Source organism: Gordonia sp. UCD-TK1 (assembly GCF_001691435.1).
Lineage (GTDB): Bacteria > Actinomycetota > Actinomycetes > Mycobacteriales > Mycobacteriaceae > Gordonia > Gordonia hongkongensis.
The window spans coordinates 22,224-40,520 of record NZ_LZMP01000019.1; the positions used below are offsets into that span (position 1 = coordinate 22,224).

The window sequence follows — 18,297 nt, forward strand, 5'->3', positions numbered from 1 at the left end:
ACCCTAACGCCTAGGAAGAGACCTCTGTCTCGTCCGGCTCGTCGGCGTTGCGGGCGATGGCGATGACCGTGGTGCCCTCGTCGATGTTCATCAGACGGACACCCTTGGTCTGGCGTCCGGCCTTGCGCACCGATTTCGCCGTGGTGCGGATGACGCCGCCCCCCGAGGTGATGGCGTAGAGCTCGGAGTCGTCGTCGACGATGAGCGCGCCGATCAGTTCACCGCGTCGACGATCGTGGGCGATCGTCAGCACACCCTTGCCGCCGCGACCCTGCACCGGGTAGTCGTCCATACCGGTCCGCTTGGCGTACCCGCCGGACGTGGCGACCAGCAGGTAGGTGCCCTCGCGGACGACGTTGAGCGACAACAGCGTGTCGTCGGTGTTGAACCGCATGCCCTGGACGCCGGAGGTCTGCCGGCCCATCGGCCGCAGGGCTTCGTCGTCGGCGTGGAACCGGATCGACTGTCCCTTCTGCGACACCAGGAGCAGATCGTCGTCGGCGCTGCACAATTGGGCGCCGACCAATTCGTCCTCGCCACGCAGGTTGATCGCCGCGATGCCGCCGGAGCGGTTGGAGTCGAAGTCGACCAGTCGCGACTTCTTCACCAGGCCGTTGCGAGTGGCAAGCACCAGATACGGCGCATCCTCGTAGGTCTTCAGCTGGATGACCTGGGCGATCCGCTCCTCCGGCTGGAAGGCCAGGAGGTTGGCGACATGCTGACCGCGTGCGGTGCGGTTCGCCTCGGGCAGCTCGTAGGCCTTGGCGCGGTAGACGCGTCCCTTGGTGGTGAAGAACAGGATCCAGTCGTGGGTCGAGCACACGAAGAAGTGCTTGACGATGTCGTCCTGCTTGAGCCCGGCACCCTGCACACCCTTGCCGCCGCGACGCTGGCTGCGGTACAGGTCGGTCTTGGTGCGCTTGGCGTAGCCGGTCTCGGTGATCGTGACGACGACGTCCTCGCGGGCGATCAGATCCTCGTCGCTGACATCGCCGTCGGCCGCGATGATCTTGGTCCGACGCTCGTCACCGTACTTCTCGACGACCTCCTTGAGCTCGTCGCGCACGATGGCGCGCTGACGCTCGGGCCGGTCAAGGATGTCCTTGTAATCGGCGATCTCGAGTTCGATCTCGGCGAGTTCATCGACGATCTTCTGGCGTTCCAGTGCCGACAGTCGGCGCAACTGCATCGCGAGGATGGCATCGGCCTGGATCTCGTCGATGTCGAGGAGGTCGATCAGGCCGGTACGCGCGGTCTCGGTGTTGGCTGAGCGGCGGATCAGCGCGATCACTTCGTCAAGCGCGTCAAGGGCTTTCACCAGACCACGCAGGATGTGCGCGCGCTCCTCGGCCTTGCGCAACCGGTACCGCGTCCGTCGCACGATGACGTCGATCTGATGCGCCACGTAGTAACGGATCATCTGGTCCAGACGCAGCGTGCGGGGCACGCCGTCGACGATGGACAGCATGTTCGCACCGAAGCTGGTCTGCAGCTGGCTGTGCTTGTACAGGTTGTTCAGGACGACCTTGGCGACGGCGTCGCGACGCAGCGTCACCACGATCCGCATGCCGACGCGGTCCGAGGACTGATCCTCGATCCGGCTGATGCCCTTCAGCTTTCCTTCGTTGACCTGCTCGGCGATCGATTGGATCAGGTTGTCCGGGTTGACCTGGTAGGGCAACTCGGTGACCACCAGCGTGGTGGATCCCTTGTTCTCCTCGATGTCGACGACACTGCGCATCCGGATGCTGCCGCGCCCGGTGGTGTAGGCGTCCTTGATCCCCTGGCTGCCGACGATCAGTCCGGCCGTGGGGAAGTCGGGGCCCTTGATGCACTCCATGCACGCGGCGAGGGTGGTCTCGTCGTCGGCGTCGTGGTTCTCCAGCGCCCAGAACACCGCATCGGCAACCTCGTTGAGGTTGTGCGGGGGCATGTTCGTCGCCATACCGACGGCGATACCGCCGGAACCATTGATCAGCAGGTTCGGGATACGCGACGGCAGGACCGTCGGTTCATTCGTCTTGCCATCGTAGTTGGGGACGAAATCGACTGTCTCCTCGCCGATGTCGCGCAGCATCTCCATGGCCAGCGGGGTGAGCCGGGCCTCGGTGTAACGCATCGCCGCGGCGCCGTCGTTGCCCCGCGAGCCGAAGTTGCCCTGACCGTCGATGAGCGGGTACCGCATCGACCACGGCTGGGCGAGGCGCACCAGGGCGTCGTAGATCGCGGTGTCGCCGTGCGGATGGTAGTTACCCATCGTCTCCGCAACGGGTTTCGCCGATTTGACGTAGCTGCGGTCCGGGCGGAACCCCGCGTCGAAGGACGCGTAGAGGAGGCGGCGGTGCACCGGCTTGAGACCGTCGCGGACCTCGGGAAGAGCGCGACCCACGATGACGCTCATCGCGTAGTCGATGTAGCTCTTCTGCATCTCCTGCCCGAGATCGACGGGCTCGATGCGATCGCCTTCACCGCCGGCGGGCGGCAGGGTGGTGTCAGTCATGTGTGTACTTTCTCCGATCGGAGCGGAATCGCAGGAACCCGCGATCAGACATCGAGGAAGCGAACGTCTTTCGCGTTGCGGGCGATGAAGCTGCGTCGGGCGGCGACGTCCTCACCCATCAGGATGGAGAACAGTTCGTCGGCGGCCGCGGCGTCGTCGAGGGTGACCTGGCGCAGGACACGCACGGCCGGGTCCATCGTGGTCTCCCACAGTTCCTTGGCGTTCATCTCACCGAGACCCTTGTACCGCTGGATGCCGTCGTCCGGGTTGATCTTCTTGCCCGCCGCACGACCGGCCTCGAGCAGTCCGTCCCGCTCGCGGTCGGAATAGGCGAACTCCGGAGCCGACTTCTGCCACTTGAGCTTGTACAGCGGCGGCATCGCGAGGAACACGTGACCGTGCTCGATGAGCGGCCGCATGAAGCGGAACAGCAAGGTGAGCAGGAGGGTCGAGATGTGCTGACCGTCGACGTCGGCGTCGGCCATCAGCACGATCTTGTGATACCGGAGCTTGCTGATGTCGAACTCGTCGTGGATGCCCGTGCCGAAGGCGGTGATGATCGACTGGACCTCGGTGTTCTTGAGCACCCGGTCGATTCGCGCCTTCTCGACGTTGATGATCTTGCCGCGCAACGGCAGGATCGCCTGATACATCGAGTCACGGCCCGACTTGGCGCTGCCGCCGGCCGAGTCGCCCTCCACGATGTAGACCTCGCACTTGCCGGGATCGTTGCTGCGGCAGTCGGCGAGCTTGCCGGGGAGACCACCGATGTCGGTGGCGGTCTTGCGGCGCACCAGATCGCGGGCATTGCGCGCTGCCATCCGGGCCCGCTGCGACTCGACGATCTTCTTGATGATCGTCTTCGCCTCGGCCGGGTTGGCCTCCAGCCAGTGCCCGAGGTGTTCACTGCAGACCCGCTGGACGAATCCCTTGACCTCGGTGTTGCCCAGCTTGGTCTTGGTCTGGCCCTCGAACTGCGGATCCCCGACCTTCACCGAGATCACCGCGGCGAGGCCCTCGCGGATGTCGTCACCCGAGAGGCGGTCTTCCTTCTTGTCCTTGATGAGCTTCTTGTCCACCGCGTACTTGTTCACGGTGAGGGTCAGCGCGGCGCGGAAACCCTCTTCGTGAGTACCGCCCTCGTGAGTGTTGATGGTGTTGGCGAAGGTGTGGACCGATTCGGAATAGCCTGCGTTCCACTGCATCGCGACCTCGACCTCGTGGCCGGTGCCCTGGCCGGTGAAGCCGACGACGGTGGTGTGGATCGACTGCTTGGTCCGGTTGAGGTGCTTGATGTAGTCGACGAGCCCGTCGGGGTAGTGATAGGTCCGAGTCTTCGGCTTGGCCGCGGCGGCGGCCTTCTCCTCCTCGGACTTCACCGCCTCGGCGGCCTCGGTGGTGCCGCTCTCCTCGTCACCGTCGGCGTCACCCGGCGGCTCGATGGCCTGTGGACGCTGATCGGTCAGCGTGATGGTGAGGCCCTTGTTCAGGAAGGCCATCTCCTGCAGACGACGCGCCACGGTCTCGGCGTTGAATCGTGTGGTCTCGGTGAAGATCTCGGGGTCCGGCCAGAACCGCACCGTGGTGCCGGTCTTGCGCGTCGGGGTCCCCTTCTCGAGGGCGCCGGGTGTCGCGTAGGTGTAGGTCTGCTCCCAGTTGTATCCGTCGTTCTGGATCTCCAGCTCCACCTTGGTGGACAACGCGTTGACCACCGAGATGCCGACGCCGTGCAGACCACCGGACACCGCGTAGGCGTCGGAGTCGAACTTGCCGCCGGCGTGCAGCTGGGTCATGACGACCTCGACGGTCGGCACGCCCGTGCGGTGCATGCCGGTCGGGATGCCGCGGCCGTCGTCGACGACCTGGACACCTCCGTCGGCCAGGAGGGTCACGTCGACGCGCGAGGCGAAGCCGGCCATCGCCTCGTCGACCGAGTTGTCGACGACCTCCCAGATCAGGTGGTGCAGGCCTCGCTCACCGGTGGATCCGATGTACATGCCGGGCCGTTTGCGGACGGCCTCCAGACCTTCGAGGATGTTGATCGAATCGGCGCCATACTCTGACGGCTTCTTCTTGTTCTTCTTCGGTCCGGTGTCGTTGGTGTCGGCCACGAGGTGCGTCCGCTCCTGTTCTGCTCATCGACGGATCAGGTGGTCTCCGGATCCGTCGTCGATCCTTCTCGACGGGGCACACGGCGGTTGCGCGCACAGGAATACCCGGTGGGTACATCCGGGTAGCCTGGAGGCGCTGTCTGTCTGCTGTTGTGCACCCCTGTCGGGACAACTCTCCACAGTGTACTGCCTGACTCGCCCTGGAACGCGCATCCGGGGCCGCTAACAGGCCCTCAGAACGATTTTTTTGCCTCGATCCCGGTTCGATCGTGGCTTGGGGATGGAAAACGGCCCACGAGGCTCTGCAACTAGTAAAGTGCGGTCGAGTCTGCTAGCGGCGCGTCAGCCGTAGGTGTCGCGTGGGCCGCGCCCGCGCACATGCCGTTCACCCTTACGCCACGACGGGCCCTTCGGACCACTGATCCGCAACGAGGTGACCTGGCCGTTGCCGATGGCGGCCGCGATCTTGGCGAGGATCTGGGACTGGATGTAGCGAAGTTGCGTCGCCCACGCCGTCGACTCGGCCTGCACGTGGAGGACGTTGTCGCGCAACGCAACCGGCTTCGCATGAGCGGCGATGTCCGAACCCACGATCTGCTCCCACATCCCGAACAGCGTGCCTTCGCCGATCTTCTCCTGCCACCCGCGATCCTTCGCCAGACCTCCGACGAGCCGGCCGAACGGCTGCGGATCCCGCGGATCCGGACCGGAGCCGGACCAGCGTCGACGCCCCTGGGATCCGCGCGGGACCCGACGGACGGGCGACGCCCGGCCCCGGCCGACCGACTTACCCGCGGCACGGGCCTGTGCCCGGGCCTCCTCGAGCGCCTTGCGGGCACGCTCGTACCCGCCGAGTTCGCCGGGCGGTGTCGGCCGTGGTGCGGGGTCGGCGGGATCCGGGGACCCGGACGGGCGATCGTCACTCATGGGTGTCCTCCCCCCGCTGCCGTCACATCGTCGAGCGCTTCGTCGACGATGTGCGACCGCCGGCCCGCGTCGTCGTCGACCACATCGACGCCGATCCGCCGGCCACCAATCCGCCCGGGGATGTCCTCGGCGACGGCGGCGGTGATGAGGAGTTGCTCGGCGTCGGCGGTGAAATCGACGAGTTGCGCGCGCCGCTTGGCGTCGAGTTCGGCGAACACGTCATCGAGCATGATCACCGGCTCGACACCTTCGGCGCGGGTGAGCTCGACGGAGCCGAGGCGCAGAGCCAGTGCCAACGACCAGGATTCCCCGTGTGAGGCAAAGCCTTTCGCGATATCGCTGCCGAGCACGATGTCGATGTCGTCGCGATGCGGACCGACGAGACACAGGCCCCGCTCGATCTCCTTGTCGCGCAACTCCGTCAGGCGTAGTGCCAGCACGTCGGCGATCGCCTCGGGTGTGTGCTCCTCGATCTCGACACCGCCGGCGGGACGATACCGGAGCACGGCCGGCCGTGAATGCGGCGCGATCGAGGCGTATGAGCCGGTGAAGTGCGGCTCGAGCTCGGCGAGCACCGACAACCGTGCGGCGATCACCTGACCGCCGAGATCCGCGAGCTGACCATCCCAGACATCAAGTGTGCTGACCACCGAATCTGCCTGTTGCCCACCACGTCTCAGCGCCGCGGCGGCAGTCTTGAGCAAGGCCGACCGCTGACGCAGGACCCGGTCGTAGTCCGCGCGGGCGGCGGCGTAACGGGGACCCCGCTGGGCGACCAGTTCGTCGACGAAGCGTCGGCGGTCGCTCGGGTCACCACGCACCAGGGACAGGTCCTCGGGCGCGAACAGCACCGTACGGAGGATGCCGAGCAGGTCGCGGGGCCGCCGCGCCGGGCTCCGGTTGATGGTCGCCTTGTTGGCGCCCTCGGCATTGATCCGCAGCTCGGCGGTCAGCTCACGGCCGTCGTTCTCGACCGTCGCGGTCACCGACGCCGACGCGGATCCCGCGTGTACGAGCGGTGCATCGGAACTCACCCGGTGTGAGCGCAGCGTCGAGAGATAGAACAGCGCCTCGAGCAGATTGGTCTTGCCGAAGCCGTTGCGGCCGGTGAAGACCGTCGGCCCGGGTGCGAGATCGAGGTCGACGGCCCGCCACGATCGGAAATCGCGCAGATGCAGCTCACGGACGAACACGAGTCGGCGTCGATCCTGAGGACGGTGAGGCCGTGGCGGCCGTCAGCCCGGGAGGCGGACGGGCATCAACAGGTAGCTGAACGCGCTCTCGGGAGCGACGAAGGCGCCGGACTCGTCCGCGACCGGATCCTCTCCGCTGGCCGGGCGGAGGACGGCAGGCCGGCTGGGGGTGGTGAATCCGAAGTCCACCGCGTCGGCGTTGATCGCCGACAATCCGTCCTGCAGGTACCCGGGGTTGAACGCGATCGTGAGGGGCTCACCCTGGAACGACACGGGCAGCTCTTCCTCGGCCTTGCCGGCCTCGTCGCCGCCCGCGGTGAGTAGCACGGATCCCTCGGAGAACTCCATCCGGACCTGCGCGCCGCGCTCGGCGACCAGGGCCACACGCCGGATCGCCTCGATCAGCGGGCCGCTGTCGATGGTGGCGACGGCGGTGTGGCTGGCCGGGAGCAGCTGACGGAACTTCGGGAACTCCGCGTCGAGCAGGCGGGTGGTGGTCTTCTTGGTCTCGCCGAGGATGCCGAGAATGCCGTCGGATCCGATGGCCGCGCCACCACCGAACGCCAGTGAGACGACGCCGGTGCCCTCGGCACCTGCGGTCTTGGCGCTCTCCGAGAGCGTCTTCGCGGGCACCAGGACGGCCCCCTTGGTGTCGGGATCGGAAGGCTCCCACTGCAATTCACGCACCGCGAGGCGGAAACGGTCGGTCGCGGCGAGGACGACGGAGTTGCCCTCGATCTCGACGCGGACACCGGTGAGCATGGGCAGGGTGTCGTCCTTGCCGGCCGCCACGGCCACCTGCGAGATCGCCTCGGCGAAGAGCTGCGACGGGATCGTTCCGGTGACGGAGGGCACGTCGGGCAACTGCGGGTAGTCCTCGACCGGCATCGTCGGGAGCGAGAACTTCGCGCTGCCGCAGGTGATCGCGACGCGTGCGCCGTCGAGGGTCACGTCGACCGGCTTGTTCGGCAGGGCCTTGGTGATGTCGGCGAGGAGCCGGCCGGAGACCAGGACCTGTCCGGGCTCGGCGACCTCCGCGCCCAGATTTTCCTGGGCCGAGACTTCGTAGTCGAATCCCGAGACGGTCAGGCCGGTTTCGCCGACGTTGAGCACCACACAGCCGAGAACCGGGACGGGCGGACGAGACGGGAGACTGCGGGCCACCCAGGCGACGGAATCAGCGAACTCGTCACGCGCGACACGAAACTTCATGCTGGGAGGTTGCCCTTCTCTCGTTCTCGTTCCCGCCTGGATCGCCGGGTCGGCGCCGCAGTGGGTCGGCCGGCCTGGAGTGGGATCCCGCATCCGGGAATCCCACTGTAGAACGCCGCCGCCCGAGCCGGAGTGGTTGGGGCCAAGTCAGACCGTCGTCGGAGCCGGCTGCGGGCGACCCGATCGGCGACGGTCTGTGCACAGACCTTCTTACAAAAGAATCTCTTTCTAGAGGGATCCATCTCAGTAATAGGAGTTGTGCAATCTGTGGACAACCATGACATCGGGCCAGTCCGGGCGGGTGTGGACGTGTGCATGACCGGTGGAGCAACGTCGAGCGGATCCGTCCGGGGATGTGGAGTTCTCATGTTGTTCGCGCGGCGTCCACCGGCGATGCACATGCCGACCCCGCTTATCCCAAGGATTGTGCACAGCTGGTGATCGATCGTGAGCAGGGTCGATGTCGGCCGAATCCGACTGCGGGAAGGCGGTCCACGGTGTCGAAGACTCTCGACCCGAGGACCAGACTTGGCATTCGGAGGGGCCATCGCAGTCGCCATCGGATGCCACTGCGGGCGGCGGAACACCCCCGGACGACCGCACCCCCGGGCCGTCGTGGCCTCGGGGGTGCGGAGAGCTGTAGGTGTGCGCGTGTCAGCCCACGGCGCGCTGCTTGATGCGGGCGGTGAGTTCCTGGACGTGGTCGTACACCCGGCGGCGCTCGGCCATCTCCTTGCGGATCTTCCGTTCGGCGTACATGACCGTCGTGTGATCGCGGTCGAAGGTCTCGCCGATCTTCGGCAGCGAGAGGTCGGTGAGCTCACGACACAGGTACATGGAGATCTGGCGGGCCTGGGCGATCGACCGTGTCTTACCGGGACCTCGTAGTTCCTCGACAGAGATGTCGAAGTACTCGGCGGTGATCGCGAGGATGCTCGCCGCGCTGACCTCCAGGGTCCCCGAGTTGGGCAGCAGGGCCTGCAGGACGACGTCGGCCAGGGACTTGTCGAGAGCAGCGTCGTTGAGCGACGCGAACGCCGTCACGCGGATGAGTGCACCCTCGAGTTCGCGGATGTTGCGCTCGATCTTCGACGCGATGAGTTCGAGGACGTCGTCGGGAACCGCGATGTTGTCCATCTGCGCCTTCTTGCGCAGAATCGCGATCCGGGTCTCCAGATCGGGTGGCTGGACATCGGTGATCAAGCCCCACTCGAACCGTGTACGGAGCCGATCTTCCAGTGTCGCAAGCTGTTTCGGCGGCCGGTCAGAGGAGATGACGATCTGCTTGCTCGCGTTGTGCAGGGTGTTGAAGGTGTGGAAGAACTCTTCCTGGATACCTTCTTTGCCCACGAGGAACTGGATGTCGTCGACCAGCAGCACATCGACGTCGCGATACCGGCGCTTGAACGCCACCCGCCGGTCGTCGCGGAGCGAGTTGATGAAGTCGTTGGTGAATTCCTCGGTGGACACGTACTTGACCCGCATGCCCGGGAAGAGGCGCTGCGCGTAATGGCCCGCGGCGTGCAGCAGGTGCGTCTTGCCGAGTCCGGACTCGCCCCAGATGAACAGTGGGTTGTAGGCCCGGGCGGGGGCTTCCGAGACCGCCACCGCCGAGGCGTGCGCGAACCGGTTCGACGCGCCGATGACGAAGGTGTCAAAGGTGTACTTGGGGTTGAGGTTTGCGCCGGTGGCCGGCGGCGTCGAGGTGGGCCGCTCGGCGAAGTACGACGCCCAGTCGCCGGACGGGCGCGTCGACTCCGGCATCGGGGACGGCGCGCGGCCCGCGCCGACGGGGGCGGCCGTGTAGTCGACCGCTGCGGCCGCTCCGGCGATGGGCCGTACGTCGGGAACGGGTGTTTCCGCCACCGGCTCGTCGTTACGCGGGGTGGCGATACGGACGCCGAGATCGACGGGTTCGTCGAGGTGGCGGCTGAGGACCGATCGGATGGTCTCTCGGAGATTGCGCTCGATCTGTTCCTGGACCAGCGCCGTCGGCACGGTCAGCAGGGCGAAGCCTTCGGTGAGGGTCAGGGGTCGAACCAGTGACAGCCACGCCTTCTGCTGGCGTGTCAGTGGTTCGTGGTCGCGTGCGGCTTCGTCGTCGTTGAGTTCGGCGACGACCTGTTGCCACACCTCGCCGAAAGTGTCTCGGTCTGAAGTCACGGGGCTGGCCTCCTGGTCCGGAAAACTACCAGCGTTCACGAGAGCGGTGGCATCTGCGCCGGAGTCCCCGTCTCTCCACAGGGTTATCCACACCTGTGTACAAAGGTGACGAACTGGGGACTTCGGTCGGAGCCAGGTCCTCGAGGATCTACCTCGACGGGAGGGGTGGCCGACGCTGTGAGTGAACGTAACAGAGGTCGGGGAGGGCCACAAAGCGATCAGGACGTTTGACTCGATTCTGCTGACAATCTTGCTTTCGTGGCCCAGAACACACTGGTCGGGAACGGTCACCGAGAACGGACGTCGTCGTTTGATTTGGACGCCCGGTGTCAGTAGTCTCGACTGGTCATCCAGGTTGCGGATTTGCGCGGCGAACTTCCGTGTTCGCCGAGTCATCACCGACACCAGTTCGGCACCGTCCTGGATCAACAGACCAACGACAACATGTGGGTCATGCCCGGGTAACCGGCGTGCCCACAGGGAGCACAAGGAGTCACCGTGGCCAAGGGCAAGCGTACTTTCCAGCCGAACAATCGTCGTCGCGCGCGCGTGCACGGATTCCGTCTGCGCATGCGGACCCGCGCCGGACGTGCGATCGTCAGCGGCCGTCGTTCCAAGGGCCGCGCGAAGCTCACCGCCTGATCGTCGGCTCTCACCGGGTCCCGTACGGGGCCCGGTCAGCTGTTCGATGACTGCGCCCCTTCATCGGATCTCACGGGGATCCGACTTCTCTCGCACCCTCAAGTCCGGTGCGCGGGTGAACAGTCGTGACTTCGTCGTCCATCTCGCGATGGTCGGTCGTGAATGGCCCGACCCCCGCAGCCTTCGACGGGACGTGGCGATGTCCGGTGGTCCCTGGTTCGGTCTCGTGGTCAGCAAATCCGTCGGCAATGCGGTGACGCGCCATCTCGTCGCCCGCCGACTGCGCGCGGCATTCGCCGGCGCATCGCATCTGCTTCCCGACGAGACCTATGTGGTCGTCCGTGCCCGCCGAAGCGCGGCCGAGCGATCCAGCGACGAGCTCGCCGACCAGCTCCGCGACGCGTTCACCAGTCGTCGTGTCCTCGCCCTGTCCGAGGCCGTCGCGGCGTCGGCCGACGGAGCGGGACCGCGGTGATGGGCAACACCGACACCACGCCGTCACCTGAGACCGAGGCGGATTCGACGACTCCGCACGCGGCCTCGAGCGGAACCGGCGCGCGCCTGTGGCGCGGAGTCCGCCTCCTCCCCCGCCGCACCGTCATCTTCCTCATCGAGCTGTACCGCACCTGGGTGTCGCCGATGCGTCTGCCGTCCTGCCGGTTCGAACCCACCTGCTCGGGATATGCGGTCGAGGCACTGGACCGGCACGGCTTCCTCTACGGCTCGCTGCTGTCGGTCATCCGGCTCGCGAAGTGCGGGCCCTGGCACAAACCCGGTTACGACCCGGTTCCCGAACGCGGCTTCGGCGAACTGTGCCGCGACCTGTGGCGCTCGGCGACCGGCACACACCGACCTCGAAACCATCAGCACGCGTCCGGCGAGACGCGTGCTCTGTGAGTACAACAAGTGAGGGGTAACTGACCCGTGCTCGACTTCATCTATTACCCGGTCTCCGGGATCATGTGGGTCTGGCATTGGCTCTTCAGCCATGTCACACCGAACTCCCCCGGTGGCGACGGCATCGCCTGGGCCCTGTCGGTGGTGTTCCTCGTGTTCACCCTGCGTGCGATTCTCTACAAGCCCTTCGTGAAGCAGATCCGCACCACGAAGAAGATGCAGGAGATCAACCCGCAGCTCCAGGCGATCCGTAAGAAGTACGCCAAGGATCGGGTCAAGATGACCGAGGAGATGCAGAAGCTGCAGAAGGAGCACGGGTTCAACCCGATGCTCGGCTGCCTGCCGATGCTGCTCCAGATCCCGGTCTTCATCGGTCTGTTCCACGTGCTGCGCTCGTTCAACCGTATGGGCACCGGCATGGGTCAGCTCGGCATGAGTGCGGCAGAGACCCGGTCCCAGGGCAACTACGTGTTCAGCGCCGAACAGGTGCAGAACTTCCTCGACGCCCGCCTCTTCGGTGTCCCGCTGTCGTCCTACCTCGTCGAGCCGGCGACCGAGTTCCAGGCCTTCGTCGAGCCCGGCTCCCCCATCGACTTCACGCGCCCGCAGATCGCGTTCGTCGTCATCCCCATGATGATCGTCGCCTCCATCGCGACGCACCTGAACTCGCGTGCGTCGGTTGCCCGTCAGCCCGAAGCGGCGCTGGAGAATCCGCAGACCCGGATGATGAACAACCTCGCGCTGTACGTCTTCCCGATCGGCATCCTCGTGACCGGTCCGTTCTTCCCGGTCGCCATCCTCCTGTACTGGATGAGCAACAACATCTGGACCTACGGTCAGCAGCACATCGTCTTCGGGCACATCGCCAAGGAAGAGGAAGAGGCCAAGCTCCTCAAGCAGGAGAAGCTGAAGGCCAATGCGCCGAAGCCGGGCGCGCGACCCGACCGGAAGAAGAAGCCCGCGGCGACGAACACCAACGGCGCCGACTCGACGAACGTCTCCCTCTCGAAGGACGGATCGTCGGACAAGGCCGGGACCGACGGTGTCGACGCAGATGCATCGCCCGACGAGTCGACGACCGCCGCAGCGGACACCGGGGCGGGAGCCAAACCCAAGCCGGGTCAGAAGCCCACACGCCCCGGCGCCGGCGCCGCACCGGGCAAGAAGCAGAACCACAACCGCGGAAGCCGTTCGACGGCCAAACGCGGAAACAAACGCGGTGGCAAACGATGACCGCCCCAGACTTGTTCGATGAAGCACAGAAGTTAGGTGAATGAGATGACAGCAGAGACTGCAACTCAAGCCGGTACGGACGCCGAGACCACGGCGGGATCCCAGACCGAGGACCAGGCCGACACGTCTTCGTCGGCCGCCGGCGACGACGGTGCGGTGGCGGAGAACGCCGTCACGGAAGCGGTGCATAGCGACGCCGATGATGACGCCGCGGACGAGACCGACGTCGACGACGACTCCGATGACGACGACTCCGATGACGACGACTCGGATGAGGACGAAGACGACGAAGACCGTCTGGTCGAAGAAGGCGAGATCGCCGGCGACTACCTCGAGCAGCTGCTCGACGTCCTCGACTTCGATGGTGACATCGACCTGGATGTGGATGGCGACCGAGCAGTCGTCAGCATCGATGGCGGCGACGACCTGACGAAGCTCGTCGGGCGCAAGGGCGAGGTCCTCGACGCGCTCCAGGAGCTGACCCGCCTTGCGGTCCAGCAGGCGACAGGTGAACGCAGCCGCCTGATGCTCGACATCGCCCGTTGGCGGGCTGATCGCCGCGATCGACTGGCTCGCCTCGGTCGTGAGGTCGCCGAGCGAGTCCTGTCGTCCGGCGAGCGCGAAGCGCTGGATCCGATGACCCCGTTCGAGCGGAAGATCGTGCACGACGCGGTCGCGGTCGTCGACGGCGTCGTCAGCGAGAGCGAGGGTGCAGAGCCGAAACGTCGCGTGGTGGTCCTCCCCTCGTAGCAAGTACTCCCCTCCCCCACGGAGGTGAACAGGCCCCGACCGTCTCGGTCGGGGCCTGCTTCGTTTCCGGGTACTGCTTGGGTTGTGTGCCGCGATAGCGGGTGGCGCTTCGTCGGCGTTGCGCGCTGTGGGCTACTTACACGGTTGTTGTTTCACGTGAAACACGACCCGTCCGTTGAGTCGGCGAACAGAACGGATGCGCGCGGGGCGTTGCTGTGCACGATCGAGTCGACGGTCGGCGCCCCTTGCAACTCGGGTTGCGGCCGAGCGTCCCGGGATGTCGCCGGCGGAATGCGTAACCGTCACCTTCGGATGCCTCGATCCCCCGCGCCCGGTGACCGACTCAGTCGGCGACGTTGCTGCACATGGCGGTAGCGCCAACTCGCACCATGGACGTCCTCGTAGCGCGGTGGATGGCCACGTGTGCCGGACGCGACGAGAGAGCCCAAAGCCGTTCATTGCCCGGACCGGGTCGAGGCCCGTTCGGTCGAGCGGCTGCCGAGTTGCAGTCTCGGCGGCCGCTGTGACGCCAGGGCAGTTCCGGGTGTTGGCAGCGCGGACCGCGGCAGTGACTCTCCGGCGGGTTGGGATACCCGCGCCACGCGTCGCCACTGGCCAACGACACCGCTCGCTGCTCGGTCCGGACGCAAACTGGTCGAATTGTCACGTGACGCTTCCTTCCGGGACCGGAGTGTCAATCGAAACGGTCGTCATCAGACCCTTCGAGGCTCGCTTCGCTCGCACCTCAGGGAGCTGGGTGGCGCAGGGCTCGCACGTCACTATCTTCAGCCTGGCGACTGTTGTGGACCATGGAAGAACACTCGTGAACATCCGAGTCCGTGCTCCCCTGGTCCGAATGAACGACCTGCTCCCTGAGGGCGTCCGGAGCTTGCGGAGGGCGCGTCTAGTTCCGCCCCTACGGAGTGTCCGGAGCTTGCGGAGGGCGCGGCAAACCTGCGCTCCTTGAGGAGGGCCCGGAGCTTGCGGAGGGCGCGTCGCCTCCCGTGCCCTGAGGAGCGTCCGGAGCTTGCGGAGGGCGCGTCACCCCCTGCTCCCTGAGGAGGCCGGAGCTTGCGGAGGCCGTCACGAAGGGTCTTCGCAACCCGGCCCACCAAGACCCTTCGTGCCGCTCGCAAGCTCGCTCCTCAGGGAGCGCGTGGTGCCGCTCGCCAGGTCGCTCCTCAGGGTGCAGGCGGTGCCGCTCGCGAGTCGTTCCTCAGGGAGCAGGATGACGCTCGCAAGGTCACTCCTCAGGGAGCAGGTGGTATCGCTCCCGAGCTCGCTCCTCGGTATCTGCGGCCTGGCGGCCGTCGTGGGCTACGAGGGAACCACCGCTCCCTGAGGAGGCCGGAGCTTGCGGAGGCCGTCACGAAGGGTCCTGGCGAGATGCGTCGCGAATCTATCGAGGCTCGTCGATCTCGACCGCGCTTCTTCGTCGCATGTTTGGGCCTGGCGGCTTTTGCGTCTGGCCCCAGGGCCAGAGATCTAGCGGATCTCTCGGACCAGGGAGCGGGAGGGGGCGAAAGCGACGCAGATGTCGATCGCGGGTTCGACGGGACGTTGCGCTCAGTTCCGCCGGTTTGTCGTCGAATCACATCGATGTGTTTCACGTGAAACATCGCGCTAGGACCCGATGTGCACCGACCTGCCAGAGGGTTGGGTTTCACGTGAAACACTGTCTAGGTATCCCACTCGAACGGAGGCGAAGTGCCGTCTGACGCACAACCCGGGCACGAGCACGATCTTGATGCGTTGGCGGTTCCGCCAGACATCGCGACTGATGTCTTCGGTGAGCGGGTGGCGCTGGCGGTGGACTACTGGCGCGTCCTCGCCACCGACGGGATCGACCACGGACTCATGGGGCCGCGAGAGGTCCCGCGACTGTGGGATCGTCACATCCTCAACTGCGGCGTACTCGGTGAGCTCATCTCCGACGGATCGCGCGTGATCGACATCGGCAGCGGTGCCGGCCTCCCCGGCATCCCCCTCGCCATTGCACGTCCGGATCTCTCGATCACGCTCATCGAACCGCTACTCCGGCGCAGTACCTTCCTGGACCGTGCTGCTGCCGCGCTCTCGTTGGACAACGTGATCGTGATCCGAGGGCGAGCGGAAGAGAAGGCGGTACGCGCCGTCGTCGAGCCCGCCGATGTGGTGACGTCGCGAGCAGTCGCGCCGCTCGAACGGTTGGCGAAATGGTCCGCTCCCCTGGTCCGTCCCGGAGGCCAGATGATCGCGATCAAGGGGTCGTCAGCCGCCGAAGAGATCGAACGCGATCGGGCGGTGGTCGGGCGCTCTGGGATCACAGAACTGACGGTTCACACGTGTGGCGATCGCGTTCTCGAGACGCCGACGACCGTGATCGTGGGAACGAAGACCGAGCGGTCGCGCGGTGGCCGTTCCGGACGGCGCTGAGGAGGCGATCGGATTGGTGTGGAGTCCGCGGAGGGCGCAGAATAGGAAGCGTTCTGTCGGCACCCCCGAAGGTGCTGCAATGGACGCTTCCGCGACCGTAGGGTCGGCAGCTACAGCCGCCGGCGGTACGGACGCGAGTCCGTACGAGGTCGGTCAAAGGAGTCCACGCGTGGTCGATCAAGACCCGAATGTTTCACGTGAAACTGCGGCAGGGGGTCACCCCGGAGTTGACGGCCAGCCCTTCGCCGACACCCCAATCGCCATGGCCGCCGAGCGCGCGAGTCAGGTACTGACTCCCGGGGGTGCGGGGCAACTACCCAAACCGCCGCATACACGGATCATGACCGTCGCCAATCAGAAGGGCGGCGTCGGGAAGACCACGACGACCGTCAACCTTGCGGCGGGACTCGCGCTGCGCGGTCTTCGCGTTCTGGTTGTCGATCTCGACCCCCAGGGCAACGCCAGTACCGCGCTCGGCATCGATCATCGCGCAGAGGACATCGCATCGGTGTACGAGTTGTTGCTCGGTGAAGTGACCCTCGAGGAAGCGATCCAGGAGTCGCCCAGCCAGCGCGGCCTGTTCTGCGTGCCTGCGACTCTCGATCTGGCCGGCGCCGAGATCGAACTCGTGTCGCTGGTGGCCCGCGAGAATCGGTTGCGTAATGCGCTCGCCGACGATGTGCTTGCCAAGTACCAGATCGACTACGTGTTCATCGACTGTCCCCCATCACTGGGTCTGCTGACCGTCAACGCGATGGTGGCAGCCCGTGAGGTTCTCATCCCGATCCAGTGCGAGTATTACGCACTCGAGGGCGTCGGACAGCTGCTGCGCAATATCGAACTCGTACAGGCGCACCTCAACCGTGAGCTCCACGTCTCCACGATCGTGCTGACGATGTACGACGGCAGGACGAAACTGGCCGACCAGGTGGCCGAAGAAGTGCGGCGTCACTTCGGCGACAAGGTGCTGAGCACGATCATCCCGCGGAGCGTCAAGGTGTCCGAGGCCCCCGGCTACGGGATGACGATCATCGAGTATGACCCCGGCTCTCGCGGCGCAATGAGTTACCTCGATGCCGCACGCGAACTGGCGTTGCGGGCTGCCGAGGGGGCGCCGGCGTGATCCGGTATCGCCTCGGTTCACGTGACACGCCGACTCACGACCATCATCGCGAAAGGGAGCACCAATGAGTCAACGAGACGCCGCTCAGCGCCGGGGTGGACTCGGACGAGGGCTCGCGGCGCTGATTCCGACGGGGCCTGCCGACGACCAATCGGGCGCCCCGCGCCTCGGCAACGCCGCAGCGGATGTCGTCATCGGCAAGGGTCCGACGACAGCTGATGATGGCGTCAAGACCTCGTCGACTGCCGCTACGCAGGCGACCGGGACGCAACCTCTCAGCCCGGAAGAGGCGGGCGCGGTGTACCGCGAGTTGCCCCCGAAGGAGATCCAGCCGAATCCCAGTCAGCCCAGAACCGTCTTCGATGACGAGGCGATGGCGGAGCTCGTGCACTCGATTCGAGAGTTCGGGCTGATGCAGCCCATCGTGGTGCGCCGACTCAAGCAGCCCACCGCGGATGGGATCGCCTATCAGATCGTCATGGGTGAGCGCCGGTGGCGGGCAAGCCAGGAGGCAGGGCTCGAGGCCATCCCCGCGATCGTGCGGGAGACGCCTGACGGTGACATGCTGCGCGATGCGTTGTTGGAGAACATCCACCGTGCGCAGCTCAACCCACTCGAAGAAGCGGCGGCCTATCAGCAGCTGCTCGAGGAGTTCGGTGTGACGCACGAGGAGCTCGCCYCTCGCCTCGGCCGTTCTCGCCCGCTGATCAGCAACATGATCCGGTTGCTCAAACTCCCGATTCCGGTGCAACGCCGGGTCGCGGCGGGGGTGCTGTCGGCCGGCCATGCCCGCGCTCTCCTGTCCCTCGAGACCGGAAGCGACGCTCAGGAAGCTCTCGCGGCGCGGATCGTCGCCGAAGGGTTGTCGGTGCGGGCGACTGAAGAAGCTGTCACGCTCGCCAATCGTGGCGACGGTCCGGAAGCGAAATCTCCGTCGGCACCGAAACGCCGTCCGATGCAGATGCCAGGCCTCCAGGATCTCGCGGAGAGACTGTCCGACAGTCTGGACACCAGGGTTACAGTCAGTCTAGGGAAAAGAAAAGGCAAGATCGTGGTGGAGTTCGGCTCGGTCGACGACCTGGAACGCATTGTCCAGTTCATCGATCCGAAGAAGTGAATTTCGACGCGGGA

The 18,297-nt window shown here is 65.9% G+C and carries 14 protein-coding genes; 8 read left to right on the forward strand and 6 right to left on the reverse strand.

The window, feature by feature from the left end:
- Positions 1-10 precede the first annotated feature (10 nt).
- From gyrA to dnaA, 6 genes are all read right to left on the reverse strand, one after another.
- On the reverse strand, positions 11-2,500 hold the full coding sequence (gyrA, locus tag A9310_RS12160) for a DNA gyrase subunit A (protein ID WP_058252999.1): 2,490 nt from the start codon (positions 2,498-2,500) through the stop codon (positions 11-13).
- A gap of 44 nt (positions 2,501-2,544) precedes the next feature.
- Positions 2,545-4,611, reverse strand: a complete 2,067-nt coding sequence (gene gyrB, locus A9310_RS12165; protein WP_065630836.1) for a DNA topoisomerase (ATP-hydrolyzing) subunit B — start codon at positions 4,609-4,611, stop codon at positions 2,545-2,547.
- A gap of 342 nt (positions 4,612-4,953) precedes the next feature.
- A complete protein-coding gene (locus A9310_RS12170) occupies positions 4,954-5,538 on the reverse strand; it encodes a DUF721 family protein (protein WP_065630837.1) in 585 nt (194 codons plus the stop codon).
- Entirely contained in the window at positions 5,535-6,731 is a 1,197-nt protein-coding gene (gene recF / locus A9310_RS12175; RefSeq protein ID WP_065630838.1) for a DNA replication/repair protein RecF, read from the reverse strand. Before recF ends, A9310_RS12170 begins: the two co-directional genes overlap by 4 nt.
- 42 nt (positions 6,732-6,773) lie before the next feature.
- Positions 6,774-7,943 carry a DNA polymerase III subunit beta gene (gene dnaN, locus A9310_RS12180; RefSeq protein ID WP_058252995.1) on the reverse strand — a complete coding sequence of 390 codons (1,170 nt, stop codon included), beginning with the start codon at positions 7,941-7,943 and terminating at the stop codon, positions 6,774-6,776.
- A 654-nt stretch (positions 7,944-8,597) separates the two neighbouring features.
- Positions 8,598-10,106: a chromosomal replication initiator protein DnaA gene (dnaA, locus tag A9310_RS12185; RefSeq protein ID WP_065630839.1), complete on the reverse strand. Its 1,509-nt coding sequence runs from the start codon at positions 10,104-10,106 to the stop codon at positions 8,598-8,600.
- Between the two features lie 498 nt (positions 10,107-10,604).
- Between dnaA and rpmH the strand changes: the two genes are divergently transcribed.
- The 8 genes from rpmH (at position 10,605) to A9310_RS12230 (ending at position 18,283) form a co-directional block, all read left to right on the forward strand.
- Complete coding sequence (gene rpmH, locus A9310_RS12190) at positions 10,605-10,748, forward strand: 50S ribosomal protein L34 (protein WP_004020968.1); 144 nt, start codon at positions 10,605-10,607, stop codon at positions 10,746-10,748.
- A gap of 46 nt (positions 10,749-10,794) precedes the next feature.
- On the forward strand, positions 10,795-11,223 hold the full coding sequence (gene rnpA / locus A9310_RS12195; RefSeq protein WP_065630840.1) for a ribonuclease P protein component: 429 nt from the start codon (positions 10,795-10,797) through the stop codon (positions 11,221-11,223).
- The gene (gene yidD, locus A9310_RS12200; RefSeq protein WP_254661242.1) at positions 11,220-11,645 is read left to right on the forward strand and encodes a membrane protein insertion efficiency factor YidD; all 426 of its coding nucleotides are present in this window, start codon (positions 11,220-11,222) and stop codon (positions 11,643-11,645) included. Before rnpA ends, yidD begins: the two co-directional genes overlap by 4 nt.
- Positions 11,646-11,672: 27 nt before the next feature.
- Entirely contained in the window at positions 11,673-12,878 is a 1,206-nt protein-coding gene (yidC, locus tag A9310_RS12205; protein ID WP_058252991.1) for a membrane protein insertase YidC, read from the forward strand.
- A 45-nt stretch (positions 12,879-12,923) separates the two neighbouring features.
- Positions 12,924-13,628, forward strand: a complete 705-nt coding sequence (locus A9310_RS12210) for a R3H domain-containing nucleic acid-binding protein (protein WP_065630842.1) — start codon at positions 12,924-12,926, stop codon at positions 13,626-13,628.
- 1,707 nt (positions 13,629-15,335) lie between these two features.
- The gene (rsmG, locus tag A9310_RS12220) at positions 15,336-16,043 is read left to right on the forward strand and encodes a 16S rRNA (guanine(527)-N(7))-methyltransferase RsmG (RefSeq protein ID WP_065630844.1); all 708 of its coding nucleotides are present in this window, start codon (positions 15,336-15,338) and stop codon (positions 16,041-16,043) included.
- 169 nt (positions 16,044-16,212) lie between these two features.
- On the forward strand, positions 16,213-17,166 hold the full coding sequence (locus A9310_RS12225; RefSeq protein ID WP_065630845.1) for a ParA family protein: 954 nt from the start codon (positions 16,213-16,215) through the stop codon (positions 17,164-17,166).
- Between the two features lie 64 nt (positions 17,167-17,230).
- Positions 17,231-18,283 (forward strand): ParB/RepB/Spo0J family partition protein, encoded by a 1,053-nt coding sequence (locus A9310_RS12230; RefSeq protein ID WP_065630846.1) that lies wholly within the window; start codon positions 17,231-17,233, stop codon positions 18,281-18,283.
- Positions 18,284-18,297: the final 14 nt, after the last annotated feature.